Here is a 12,739-nt window from a genome sequence, read left to right on the forward strand (position 1 = left end):
CCCTCGAAGGACGACGGACCATGACCAGCATCTCGCCGGCACTTGGCCGGCACGCCCCCATCGACATGTCGCCGGGGGACTTTCGCGACATCGGTCACGCCCTGGTCGATCGCGTGGCCGACCTCCTCTCCACGTTGCGCGACCGCGCGGTGACCGGCGGACTGCCGGTGGACGAGGTGCGCGCGCTCGTCTCGCGCTTCGGCGCGATGCCTGACGAGGGAGGCGACGCCGCCTCCATCGTCGCCGAGGCCGCCGACCTGCTCACGGCGCACTCGCTGTTCAACGGGCATCCGCGCTTCCTCGGCTACATCACCGCGTCGCCAGCGCCCATCGGCATGCTGGGCGACCTCCTGGCCGCCGCGGTGAACCCCAACGTGGGGGCGTGGGCGCTCTCCCCCGTGGCGACGGAGATCGAGTCGCAGACCATTCGCTGGATCGCCGAACTCCTTGGATATCCAGTGGGGTGCAGCGGCGTGCTGGTAAGCGGCGGCAACCAGGCCAACTTCGTCGGGCTCTATGCGGCGCTCCGTGCGCGCTTCCCGCGCGAGGACGCCGAGCGAACGGCGGGGCTCGCGCGCGCCACCATCTACGCCTCGCGCGAGACGCACACCTGGATCGAGAAGGCGATCGACATGTTCGGCCTCCCGTCAGATGCACTGCGATCGATCGACGTCGACGCCGAACGTCGGCTCCAGCTCGCCGACCTCACCGCGCAGCTCACGCGCGACCTGGCGGCGGGGCGCATCCCGATCGCCGTCGTGGGAACGGCGGGGACGGTGAGCACCGGGGCGGTCGATCCGCTCGGCGCAATGGCGGCGCTGTGCCGCGAGCACGGGACCTGGTTCCATGTCGATGGGGCCTACGGTGGCTTTGCCGCCATGCTCGACGACGAGAAACTCGTGCCGGACGACCTGCACGCGCTCGCGCTCGCCGACTCGGTCGCCGTCGATCCGCACAAGTGGCTCTATGCGCCACTGGAGGCGGGGTGCGCGCTGGTGCGCGATGCGGCGCTGCACCGCGCCGCGTTCTCCTACCACCCGCCGTACTATCACTTCGGCGTGGAGGCGACCAACTACGTCGACCTGGGGCCGCAGAACTCCCGCGGCTTCCGCGCCCTCAAGGTGTGGATGGCGCTGCGCCAGGTGGGGCGCGCCGGCTACCGGCAGATGATCGGCGACGACATCGCGCTGGCGCGCGCACTGCACGAACGCCTGTCCACCGACCCGCGCTTCGAGGTGGGCGCGCGTGGGCTGAGCATCACGACGTTCCGCTATGTGCCGCCCGGCCTGGCCAGCGACCGCTCGAGCGAGCGCGAGGCGTACCTCAACCGCCTCAACCGTGAGCTGCAATCGCGCCTGGAGCGGAGCGGTGAACTCTTCGTCTCCAACGCCGTGGTGGACGGCAGCTACCTGCTACGCGCCTGCATCGTGAACTTCCGCACGTCGATGGCCGACATCGACGCCATCCCCGACATCGTGGCGCGCCATGGCGAAGCGTCGGCACACTTCGTGTGAGAAGACGAGAAGACGAGAAGACGGGAAGACGAGGGAGGTCACCATCGGGCATGAAAGTGGGGCGCCCGCACGCGAGTGCAGGCGCCCCAGCTTCTCGTCCTCTCGTCCTCTCGTCTTCTCGTCTTCTCGCCCTAGATCGCCTTCGACAGCCCGCCGAATCGCCGGTCCCGCGCGCGGAACTGGGCGACGCTGTCGTCGAAGTCGGCGTTGGAGAAGTCGGGCCACATGCGGTGCGAGAAGACGAGTTCCGCGTAGGCGCATTCCCAGAGCAGGAAGTCGCTCAGCCGCTGCTCGCCGCCGGTGCGCACCATGAGGTCGACGTCGGGGACGCCGCCCGGGCAATGGTTCACCATGGCGATGGCGCGCCCCAGATCGTCGCGCGAGAGCGCGGCCCCTTGCGGCACCATCGTCGCCGCGCGCACCAGCGTGTCGCGCGACGAATAGTCCACCGCCAGGCGCAACACCATCCCGTCACAGGCCGCCGTCTCGCGCTCGGAGGCCTCGATGGCCCGCCGGAGTTCCGGCGACAAGCGGTCGCGACGCCCGATCACGCTCAGGCGGATGTCGTTCTCCATCAGGCGCGGCGTCTCCGACGCCAGGTTGCGCCGGAAGAGCTTCATCAGCGCGCTGACTTCATCCTGCGGACGGTTCCAGTTGTCCGAGGAGAAGGCATACAGCGTGAGGTACTCCACCCCCGAGCGGCGCGCATGCTCCACGATGCGCCTGACGGTCTTGGCCCCCTCGATGTGCCCCATCGTGCGCCGCTTGCCGCGCTGCTGCGCCCAGCGCCCGTTGCCATCCATGATCATGGCAACGTGACGCGGCATGTAACCGGGAAGGGGCGCCAGTTCCCGCCTCCCGTCTCCGGACTCGATTCTGCGTGTGGTCACCGCTCTCGCGTGTCTCGCGTGGCTTTGATGATCGCTTCCATGTGCCCGAGATAGCGCTCCAGCGCGGCCCGCCCGGTGGGCGTGAGCGCGTAGTCCGTCTTGGGCAAGCGTCCTTCAAACGACTTGGTGCAGCGGATGTAACCGGCTTCCTCGAGTTTGCGCGCGTGCACACTCAGGTTGCCGTCGGTCGTCCCCATGAGCGACTTGAGGGCGTTGAAGCTGAGCGACTCGTTCACGGCAAGTGCAGAAACGATGCCGAGCCGGATGCGCTCGTGGATCAGACGATCCAGCGACGCCGGAGTCGCATCGGCCATCTGGCCGTCGACGGGCGCCATTGCCGCGCGCCCAGTCGCCCCCTTCCCGGTCGCCCCGGGAGCGGAACTGCGCTTGGCTGCCTTAGCCACCGTACCTCCTCGAAATCGCGAAGCCGAACAGGACGTGCAGCCCCCCGAAGCCGGCCGCCATGATCGCGTTGATCAGGACCCCGCGCATCTCGACCGGCCAGCCGGCAAAGACGAGCGGGACCGCCAGCGCAATCGCCCCGAACCCCATGAACAACGCCCCCATGACCGGGATGACGGGGACCGACAGCGCCCCCCCAGCCATCACCGCCGCCCCGTACAGCATCAGCCACATCCCCGGCAGCGCCGCGTACCAGCCGGCGCGGAGCGCCACCGCCGTCAACACGGCCCCCGCCACCAGCGACGGGAAGAAGGCGAGCGCCAGCTTCCGGGCCAGCGCCGAGGTGAAGGCGGCGCGCGAGGCACGCGTCTTCTTCACCGTGAGGATGGTCGAGGCGGCGAAGGCCACCGGAGCCGCGGCCATCCAGGTGAAGAGCCACCTCGGCGACTCGAAACGCGCCCCCGCCACCAGCGTGGCCACCAGCGCCACGACACCGGCCAGGATGATCCCCACCCCCGACACCGCGGTGAAGGTCCCCGCCGCCTCCATCGTCTCGCGAATGAAGCGGAGATTGTCCGCCGCCCGGTCCGAGAGGGCGGGTGGCGGCGTGGGGGGCTCGAGTCGAAGCGGGCGGTCCTGGCGCGTCATGACAGGAGAATCGCCTGTGTGAGGTGTTGTCGTCAAGTGCTTTGCCGTGTAAAGACGAGGCGAGTCCGCCACGGTCACACCGGGGGGGCCCGCCAAGGCGCCGCGGACGAGGAAGGGGGGGAGCACCGTCGGCCGACCGGCGCTCCCCCCCCCCCCCGCTACCTCGGTCGGCGGCGCCGGCTAGCGCCCCGCCGCCGCCCCCGCATCGTCGTCATCGCTCACCGCCGGGGGGCCGAGCACCCTGCGAAGCTCCTGGATGCGCTCGTCGAGTTCCTTGCGCAGCACGCCGTACCGCGTGATGGCATCGCGCCCGATCTTCTGGTCCGCCTGCATCGTCATGCTGTACAGGTACTGGATGTGCGCCTGCAACTCCGGCTTGGAGTAGCGCACCGACGGCTGGACGACCTTGGCTCGCAGCGCCTCCAGCGCCTTGAGCGTGTCGGCCGCGCTCGCCGCGGAGGCCAGGCGCTTGCGCCCTTCCTCGATCTGCGCCGCCACCTGGTTCACCTCGGTCACCATGTCGCGCACCTTGAGGTTGTGCTGGAACTGCTCGCGCAGGTCGGCCAGCGTCACCCCGTCACGTGCAATGCGCGGGTCCATGCGCAGCTCGAGCGGCTGCGTCGCGGACCAGCTCCCGCTCGTCAGGCGCACGCTGTAGCGCCCCGGCACCACGCGCGGCCCGTTGCGACCGCTCCGCATCGGGTTCGCATCCCACGGCCCGGCCACCGTGAAGTCCCACGTGAAGCGGTTCACGCCGGCGGCCGCGGGCAAGCGCGGCGCCCCCGAACGCTCGGTGATCATCTGGCGCATCGACGGCTGCACCGTTTCGCGCTCGCCCTCACCCGCGCTGGAGAAGGAACGGATCACCTTCCCGTTCGCATCGAGGATGTCGAGCGTGATCGGTGCCGACGGCGCGCTCGCCAGCCAGTAGTCGATGGCGGCGCCGTTAGGCGGATACTGCGGATCGGCCGGGTCGGCGCGCGACGACTCCACGCCGCCGAACGATCCGGCATAGCGCTGCATGATCGCCGCGCGCGGCGTCAACAGCGCCGCCGGCGCCGAGACGAGCTTGTCGGTGAGCTGGTGCAGCGACGACAGGTTGTGCATCACCCAGAACGAGCGCCCCTGCGTGGAGACCTGCAGGTCGCCGTACTGCACGCGCATGTCGGTGATGGGGACCACGGGGAGGTTGAGCTGGAACGGCTGCCATTGCTTCCCGTTGTCGAACGAGATGAACATCCCGAACTCCGTCCCCGCGTAGAGCAGCCCCTCGCGCGCCGGGTCCTCGCGCACCACGCGCGTCGGGTTGTCGGCGGCGATGCCGTTGGTCCCGTCGGTGAGGAGCGTCCAGGTCGCGCCGTAGTCGTCGGTGCGGTAGAGGAACGGGCGGAAGTCGCCTAACAAGTAGCAGTGCACCGCGTAGTACGCCGATCCCTTGCGATGCGGCGACGGCTCGATCTGCTGCGTGCGGCACCCGTCCGGCGGTCCCTTGAAGCCGTTGCGTGCGAACGCTCCCGACGTGGGCACAAGCCCGCGCGGGGTGATGTCCTTCCACGTCCGGCCACCGTCACGCGTGATGTAGAACGGCCCGTCGTTGGCCCCCGTCCAGATCACCCCGGGCTCGAGTACCGACTCGCGAATGGCATAGATCACGGAGAAGTACTCCTCACCCGTGACGTCGATCGTGATCGGCTCGCCGCTGGGCGCGTCCTGCCGTTCCTTCGGGTTGAGCGTGAGGTCGGGCGAAATGGTCTGCCACGTCACACCGCCGTCGCGCGTGCGATGCACGTACTGCGAGCCATAGTAGACGGTGTTCGGCTCGTTAGGCGAGACCTCCATCGGCGACACACGCTGGAAGCGCAGGATGAGGTCCTTGCCAGGATTGCCGTAGAGCGACTGCCCGCCATTCCAGTAGGGTTGCTCCTGCCCGGTGCGCATGCTCATGCGCGAGAACTGCCCCTTGCACGCGCCATAGACGGTGTCGGGGTTGGTCCGGTGCGGCATGATCGGCCCCGTCTCGCACCCCGGGCCCTGCATCCACTCCTGCATGGGCGAGTCCGGGCGCCCCGACGTGAGCGGGAGCGACGGAATGATGAGCGTGGAGTTGTCCTGCTGCGCCCCGTACAGGCGGTAGGGATACTGGTTGTCCGAGACGACCTGGTAGATCTCCGCCGTCGGCTGGTTGTAGATCGACGACCAGGTGCGACCGCCATTGAGCGAGACCGTGGCCCCGCCGTCGTTGGCCTGCACCATGAAGTCCGGATTGCCGGGATTGATCCAGAGGTCGTGGTTGTCGCCGTGCGGGATGTTCTGCGCCCGGAAGCTCTTCCCGCCGTCTGTCGTCTTGTAGAATCCCTCGCTCATCACCCAGACCGTGTTGGGGTCCCTGGGATGCGCGGCGATGTTGGCATAGTAGAACGGGCGCGTGAGCATCGGCGCGTAGTTCGACGCCAGCGTCCACGACTCACCCGCGTCGTCGGAGCGATAGAGCCCGCTCCCCGGCTTGGCCTCGATCACCGCCCACACCACGTTAGGCGCGGCCGGCGTCACGGCGACGTTGCTCTTGCCGAACAGCTCGTTGGGGAGCCCGTTGGTGAGCTTCTTCCACGTGCTCCCGCCATCGGACGACTTGTAGATCCCCCCTTCTCGCGCCCCCGAGATGATCGTCCACGGCTTGCGTTCGGCGCGCCACATCGAGGCGTACACGACGTTGGGATTGCCGGGCTGGAACTCGACATCGACCGCCCCCGTGGAGTCGGAGATGAAGAGCACGTTGGTCCACGTCTTCCCGCCGTCGGTGGTGCGATAGATCCCGCGCTCCTTGTTGGGGCGGAACGGGTTGCCGATGGCGGCGACGAAGACGATGTCGGGGTTGCCGGGATGAATCTCGACGCCGCCGATGTTCCCGACGTTGGCGAGCCCGACATGGGACCACGTCGCGCCGGCATCGGTCGACTTGTAGACTCCGATCCCGATCGCGACGTTCGAGCGCAGGCCGTCGGAGCCGGTGCCGGCGTAGATGACCTTGGGGTCCGAGTCGGCCACGTCGATGTCACCCATCGACCCGACCTTGAAGTACTTGTCGGAGATGTTGAACCAGGTCTGCCCGGCGTCGGTCGTGCGCCAGACGCCACCGCCCGTGGAGCCCATGTAGAAGGTGAACGGTTCCTGCGCGACGCCGGTCACCGTGGTCACGCGCCCACCGCGCGCGGGACCCACGTTCCGGTACTGCAGGTTCCGCAGGAGCGAGGGGTTCACCTGCGTGAGCGGCGCCACCGGCGCCGGACGGGATTGACGGGCGGCGGGCGAGCTTGCCGGGCGAGCGGCGGCCGTTGCCTGTGCGCCGCCCTCGGCGGCCACGAGCGAAACGGCGAGCAGCGTCGCTCCGGCCATGCCGCGGCGCGCGAAGAACGGACTGCGTTGGTGCATACAGCGCCTCGAGGTCTGGGGAGAGAGGTGTGCCAGTAGAACGTGCGGGGAGAGAGGCGCGTTGGCGCGCCTCCGAGCCGCACGCCCCGACGTGCGCACACCGCAATCTGCCGAGGCGCGCCCGCGGAGGCGAGTCGTGGGGCGCCCTTGCGCCTGCGCCGCATGCGGGATTGCGTTGCGCACTCCTCACGACGCCGACTTCGATGCACAACGCCCCGCGACAACGCCCCGCGCTCGCCGCGCCCACTGCCCACGCTGCGCGCGCCGCACACACCGCGCGCCTTCTCACGCTCGGCGCGCTCGCCGCGTCGATGCTCGCATCACCGCTGCGCGCACAGGCCACCAACGAGGCGCGCACGCGCTGGGAACGGCTGTGCCAGATCCGCAAGGACAAGTTCGACCTCATCCTCCCCGAGGCGATGCGGGAGAACGGGATCGACATGTGGATCGTGGCCATGAAGGAGGGGCACTACGACCCGCTCTGGGCGCTGCTGGGGCGCGGCTACGCGGGGAGCATCGGGTACTTCGTCTTCACCGACCGGGGCGATCGCATCGAGCGCGCGGCGTTAGGCATCGAGGATCACCACCGCGAGGCCTGCGGGGCCTACGACATCGACGACGGTGGCAACGACCTGGCCGCCTTCGTCAAGGCGCGCAACCCGCGCCGGATCGGGCTCAACATGTCGGAGGAGATGGGAATGGCAGACGGCCTCACCCACACGCTCCACCGGCACATCGTCAAGACGCTGGGCGATCCGTACGCCGCCCGCCTCGTCTCTGCCGAGAAGCTCATCTCGGACTTTTCCTCACGCCGCACCGCGAGCGAGATCGTCGCCTTCGGCCAGGCGGGGGAAATCGGGCGTCAGGTGGCCGAGCGCGCGCTGTCGAACGATGTCATCACGCCAGGAGTGACGACGCTGGCCGACGTGTCGTGGTGGATCGAGGACGAGATGCTGCGGCGCGGGCTGGGGAGTTCGTTCGAGGTGCCGTCGATCTACGTCACCGGGCCTAACGGGATCGAGGCCACGTCGAACGAGCGCATCATCCAGCGGGGCGACATCCTGATGATCGACTTCGGCGTCGGCTACCTCAACATGTGGACCGACCAGAAGCGCATCGCCTACGTCCTCAAACCGGGAGAGACGAAGCTCCCGGAGAGCTACCAGCGCGCCTTTGACAACGCGCGCAAGGTGCGCGCCGTGATCCGGCAGACCGCCAAGGCCGGCAAGACGGCGCAAGCGATGATGGACGAGGTGAACTCGGCGATTGCCAGGAGCGGCGTGCTCCCGATGCGCGGCTTCAACCAGGTGCGCGCCGACGACTCGATCGAGTTCATCATCGGCTGCCACTCGGTAGGCGATTGGGGGCACGGCATCGGCCCGTCGATGGCCTTCTTCAACCCCACGCGCCTTACCTTCGAGATCCGCCCCAGCAACCTCTTCTCGATCGAGCTCTTCGCCTACACACCAATCCCCGAATGGGGTGGAAAGAAGCTGCGCATCCCACTCGAGGACGATGCGATCGTGACATCGCGCGGCGTGGAGTGGGTGTATCCGGTGAACGAACGAGTGCTGCTCGTCAGGTAGCGGACGGGGGACGGGGGAACGCTTGCCCCAGCGGAGACTGGGGGGGGACGGGAGTGCGAACGGCGCCGATCGGCGCCGTTCGCGAGTCGTGCGCGGTTGCGGGTTCCGTCGCCGGCGCGCATCGCGCGCCGGCACTCCCGTGTCCCGTGATCAGTTCTAGCCTTTCCGCTTCCCCCACAGCGGCGGCGGCGGCTCCGTCATCATCCGCTTGGGTGCGTTGGGCAGCAGGCGCAACGCTTCCTGCACGGCGCGCTCGAGTTGCGGGTCGTGGCCGGCAATCACTTCCTTTGGCGTGTTCTCGACGTCGATGTCGGGGGCCACGCCTTCGTTCTCCACCGCCCACTTCCCGTCGCGCGTGAAGAAGCCGCCGCGCGGGGCGATCATCGTGCCGCCGTCGATCAGCGCTGGCGTGTCCCACGTTCCCACGAGCCCGCCCCACGTCCGCTTCCCGACGAGCGTCCCGACCTTGCGCCGCTTGAACATGTACGGCATGAGGTCGCCGCCGGAGCCGGCCATCTCGTTGATGATCATCACCTTCGGACCCCAAATACCGGCAGCCGGCGAGGTGAACGGGACGCGGTCGCCTTCCCGATTGTTGAAGTAGCCGTCAAAGTCGCGTTGCAGGATGTCGACGATATAGTCGGCCGCCGAGCCACCGCCATTGAAGCGTTCGTCGATGATCGCCCCCAGCTTGTGCTGCTGCGCGAAGTAGTAGCGGTTGAACGAGGTGTAGCCCGGCTGCCCGGTGTTGGGGACGTACACGTACGCCAGCCGTCCCTGCGACAGCGAGTCGACCAGGCGCCGGTTCCCCTCCACCCAGGCGCGCTGGCGCAACCCCTGTTCAGTCGGCACCGGGACCACGGTCACGCGATGTGCGCCGGCCATCTCCGGTGACGCATTCACCATCAGTACCACCTGGCGGTTCGCCGTCCCGTCGAGCAGGCGGAAGATGTTGTCGGGGGCGCGCAGCTCCACGCCGTCGATCGAGAGGATGTAGTCGCCCACCTTCACGTCGATGCCGGGGCCGCTGAGCGGGGCGCGGAGTTCCGGGTTCCAGCTCTCGCCGTCATAGATTCGCGTGATGCGATAGCGCCCGTTCTCCACCGAGAAGTCGGCGCCAAGCGTCCCGACATTGGCCGGCGGCACTTCGGGGAGGTCGCCGCCGCGCACGTACGAGTGTCCCACCGCCACTTCGGCCCCCGTCATGTCCAGCAGGTAGCCGAAGTCCTCGCGATGTGCAACGTGCGCGACCATCGGCTCGTACATCGCCTTCACCTTCTCGTAGTCCGCGCCCTGCATGTTGTCGACGTACAGGTACTCACGCTGGTTGCGCCACCCTTCGGCAAACATCTGCCGGTACTCGGCGCGCGGATCCACCAGCATGCGGATGCTTGTGTTGAGGCGTCCCTGCGCGCCCTGCGGGACGGGCCCCTCGGTGTTGACGATCGACAGCCCACCCTGCGGCCCAGCGTTCCGCAGCAGGAGCTTCTTCCCGTCCTGCGAGATGGTGTACTGCACGACGCCCTGCGCAAAGACGCTCGCCTTGCGCTCGCGCAGCGTGTAGCGATGCAGCACATCCCCCCCGCCCTGCGCCCCCGCCGCCTGCGTCCCGACATCCGGGGTGTTCTCCAGGACGAAGATCGTCCCCGCCCCACCCGCCTTGAGCGCCGAGTAGTCGCGCGGCACCACCCCTAACGAGACAACACGGTTCGCGAGACCATCGAAGTCGATGGCGACCGATGGACCGACCGGTGCCGCATCCCGATTGCCGGCCGCAGCCCCCGGCGCCGCCTGCGGCGGCGCCACTCCCGTCTCCCGTCTCCCGTCCCCCGCCCCCTCTTCATCACTCTCCGGCGCGAGCGGCGACGCATCCGACTTCTTCAGCACGGCCGCATAGATCGCGCGCGTCGTCGGATGATCGTACGACGACATGTCCAACCATCCCGTGCGGGGGCCGTAGTCGGTGGACGCCAGCCAGTAGAGGTACTTCCCGCTCGCGTCCCACGCCGGCCATGTGGCGTCGGCCATTCCGTCCGTCAGCTGCTTCGTGCTCCCGCCCTGCACGTCGTAGACGAAGATGGCGCGGAAGAGCGATGGGAGGCGCTTGGCGTACGCGATCCACTTCGAATCCGGGCTCCACACCGGATTGATCGACCGATCGGGCTGCATGTAGGGATCGGTGTCGATCCTGGTCGACCGCCCCGAGACCACTTCGGTGACCCACAGGCGCAGGTGCGCATCCGTGTAGAGGATGCGCGAGCCATCAGGCGACCAGGCCGGCGTGTAGTAGAACGAGGGCTCGGGGAGGGCGATGGTGCGCGGGGGCGTGATCCCGTCCTGCGCCTCGATCACCAGCTTGTAGGTCCCGCCGGCATCGGAGAAGTAGGCCACCGACTTGCCATCCGGCGACCATGCTGGTGTACGCTCGGCGCTGCCGCTGGCACGCGTGAGGTTGCGCCAGTCGCCCTTCTCGGCGGGGATCGTGAAGATCTCGCCGCGCGCCTCCACCGCCGCACGCTTTCCCGTGGGCGAGAGCGCGAGGTTCGTGATCCGGTTGCCCACGTCGCGCCACTGCGGCACGAGCCACGGGAAGTCGCCGCGCACCGTGATGTCGAGCCGCTTGTGCTGTTTGGTGCGCGGGTCGAGGGTGTGCAGGTAGCCCCCCTGCTCGAAGACGACCAGCCCGCCGCCGGCATCGAGCGACTTCACGTCGTAGTCGGTGAACTTCGTCAGCTGCTCCAGCGCCTTGGAGCGTGTGTCGTACGCCCAGACGTTGTGCACGCCGTCGCGATCGGAGGCGAAGTACACCACGTCGCCGATCCACGCCGGGTCGATGTCCTTTGAGTCGGTCCACGCCGGCGCGGTGACGTCGTGCGTGGCGAGGTCGAAGATCCAGATCGCCCGGTTTTGCCCGCCGCGGTAGTTGCGCCGTTCGTCGTCCCACGAACCGTTCATGCGGTAGGCCACCCGCTTGCCGTCAGGCGCAATCTTCCCCTGCGCCGCGCGCGGCATGGGCATCGCCACCTCGATGTCGCCTTGCGGCGCGACGGTCCAGAAGCGGGGCTGCCCGTTAGGCGAGGTGCGCGACGACGAGAAGACCACGCGCGCGCCGTCCGGCGTCCACCCCTGGACCACGTCGGCGCCGGGGTGCCACGTGAGCCGTTTCGGCTCCCCACCCTCCGCCGCCACCACGTACACGTCGGTGTTGCCCGCGTACTGCCCGCTGAACGCGAGCCACTTGCCGTCGGGGGAAAACTTGGGATTCGTCGTCACCCCCTGGAACGAGGTCACGCGCCGCGCATCGCCGCCATCGCGCGCGGCAACCCAGATGTTGTTGGCGTAGGTAAAGGCCACCTGCGTGGCACTAATGCTGGGCTGCCGGAGAAGGCGGGTCTGCGCGCGGGCAGGAGCGGCAGGCATGGCGGCCAAGCCGCCCCACACCGCAAGGAGAATTCGACGGTCCATCGGGGGTGCCGGTGAGCGAGAAGGCCCCCGGCCATCGTGGCCGGGGGCCTCCTATCATGCGCGCTCGGGCGATCGTTGGCGAGGAGCTCGCCGTCCGTTGCGTGCCGATCCTACCAGCGAGATACCCGGTTCTCGCAGTAGTCGCGGATCCGGCGACGCTCCCGCAGCTCCTCCCAGCGCGAGTCGATCCGGTCCCAGCGATCGCGGCTCACGCGACGCCACATGTCGCGCTCGCACTCCCGAAACGCATCCCACTGATAGCGGTTCCAGCGCCGAGACCGGCGATCGAAGTCACGCTGCTCACGCCCCCACGCCCGCTGTTCGCGTTCCCACGCATCGTTGTCGCGACGACGATCGCGGTCGTTGCGGTCGACCCGACGGTCGCGGCTCCGATCCCAGTCCCACCGGTCATCGCGACCGCGCCCGTCGCGGCTGCGCGCGCGATCGTTGCGATCGCGGTCCATCTGGGCGTCGCGGGTGCGGCCGCGGACCTCGTCCTGGCTGGGCAAGCGCGACTGGGCGACACTCACGCGCGGCGACAGGGCCAGGATCGATGTGGCCATCAGGGCGAACACGGTGTTGCGCATGGTGCCTCCTGCGTGTTGGTCATTCGACCGGTATGCCTTCACGGAGCCCGGACGCTTGCTCGCGTCGCTCCGACGCTTCAGGGGGCAGCTTCGATGCCATTCGATGTCGCCATCCCGGGCCGCGCGTAAGTCGTTGCGGCCGCTCGCCGTGCGAGATCGGCCACCGCTCTCGCTCCCCGCTGTGTGTCGCCACGGGTGGACGCTTCGCTGTCCTCCGG

8 protein-coding genes are annotated in these 12,739 nt (G+C 68.7%); 2 read left to right on the forward strand and 6 right to left on the reverse strand.

Annotated features, from left to right (window positions below):
• Positions 1-20 precede the first annotated feature (20 nt).
• Positions 21-1,514 carry an aspartate aminotransferase family protein gene (locus tag IT359_20085; protein MCC6931299.1) on the forward strand — a complete coding sequence of 498 codons (1,494 nt, stop codon included), beginning with the start codon at positions 21-23 and terminating at the stop codon, positions 1,512-1,514.
• A 131-nt stretch (positions 1,515-1,645) separates the two neighbouring features.
• Here the strand turns inward: IT359_20085 and uppS are convergent, their stop codons facing one another.
• From uppS to IT359_20105, 4 genes are all read right to left on the reverse strand, one after another.
• Positions 1,646-2,341, reverse strand: coding sequence for a di-trans,poly-cis-decaprenylcistransferase (gene uppS, locus IT359_20090; protein MCC6931300.1), 696 nt, complete (start codon positions 2,339-2,341; stop codon positions 1,646-1,648).
• A gap of 59 nt (positions 2,342-2,400) precedes the next feature.
• The gene (locus IT359_20095; GenBank protein ID MCC6931301.1) at positions 2,401-2,718 is read right to left on the reverse strand and encodes a transcriptional regulator; all 318 of its coding nucleotides are present in this window, start codon (positions 2,716-2,718) and stop codon (positions 2,401-2,403) included.
• 82 nt (positions 2,719-2,800) lie between these two features.
• Entirely contained in the window at positions 2,801-3,454 is a 654-nt protein-coding gene (locus IT359_20100; protein MCC6931302.1) for a hypothetical protein, read from the reverse strand.
• Between the two features lie 180 nt (positions 3,455-3,634).
• Complete coding sequence (locus IT359_20105) at positions 3,635-6,847, reverse strand: hypothetical protein (protein MCC6931303.1); 3,213 nt, start codon at positions 6,845-6,847, stop codon at positions 3,635-3,637.
• Positions 6,848-7,086: 239 nt separating this feature from the next.
• Here IT359_20105 and IT359_20110 point away from each other — a divergent pair, with 239 nt between their 5' ends.
• Positions 7,087-8,469 carry an aminopeptidase P family protein gene (locus tag IT359_20110; protein MCC6931304.1) on the forward strand — a complete coding sequence of 461 codons (1,383 nt, stop codon included), beginning with the start codon at positions 7,087-7,089 and terminating at the stop codon, positions 8,467-8,469.
• 156 nt (positions 8,470-8,625) lie between these two features.
• Here the strand turns inward: IT359_20110 and IT359_20115 are convergent, their stop codons facing one another.
• Positions 8,626-11,934 carry a PD40 domain-containing protein gene (locus IT359_20115; GenBank protein MCC6931305.1) on the reverse strand — a complete coding sequence of 1,103 codons (3,309 nt, stop codon included), beginning with the start codon at positions 11,932-11,934 and terminating at the stop codon, positions 8,626-8,628.
• Between the two features lie 110 nt (positions 11,935-12,044).
• On the reverse strand, positions 12,045-12,521 hold the full coding sequence (locus tag IT359_20120; GenBank protein ID MCC6931306.1) for a hypothetical protein: 477 nt from the start codon (positions 12,519-12,521) through the stop codon (positions 12,045-12,047).
• Between the last annotated feature and the right edge of the window lie 218 nt (positions 12,522-12,739).

Source organism: Gemmatimonadaceae bacterium (genome assembly GCA_020852815.1).
Taxonomy (GTDB): Bacteria; Gemmatimonadota; Gemmatimonadetes; order Gemmatimonadales; family Gemmatimonadaceae; genus SCN-70-22.

Bases quoted from the DNA above. Each gene is read 5' to 3' on its own strand.
- IT359_20085 (MCC6931299.1), top strand. From the start codon at position 21: ATGACCAGCATCTCGCCGGCACTTGGCCGGCACGCCCCCATCGACATG.
- uppS (MCC6931300.1), bottom strand. From the start codon at position 2,341: ATGCCGCGTCACGTTGCCATGATCATGGATGGCAACGGGCGCTGGGCG.
- IT359_20095 (MCC6931301.1), bottom strand. From the start codon at position 2,718: ATGGCCGATGCGACTCCGGCGTCGCTGGATCGTCTGATCCACGAGCGC.
- IT359_20100 (MCC6931302.1), bottom strand. From the start codon at position 3,454: ATGACGCGCCAGGACCGCCCGCTTCGACTCGAGCCCCCCACGCCGCCA.
- IT359_20105 (MCC6931303.1), bottom strand. From the start codon at position 6,847: ATGGCCGGAGCGACGCTGCTCGCCGTTTCGCTCGTGGCCGCCGAGGGC.
- IT359_20110 (MCC6931304.1), top strand. From the start codon at position 7,087: ATGCACAACGCCCCGCGACAACGCCCCGCGCTCGCCGCGCCCACTGCC.
- IT359_20115 (MCC6931305.1), bottom strand. From the start codon at position 11,934: ATGGACCGTCGAATTCTCCTTGCGGTGTGGGGCGGCTTGGCCGCCATG.
- IT359_20120 (MCC6931306.1), bottom strand. From the start codon at position 12,521: ATGCGCAACACCGTGTTCGCCCTGATGGCCACATCGATCCTGGCCCTG.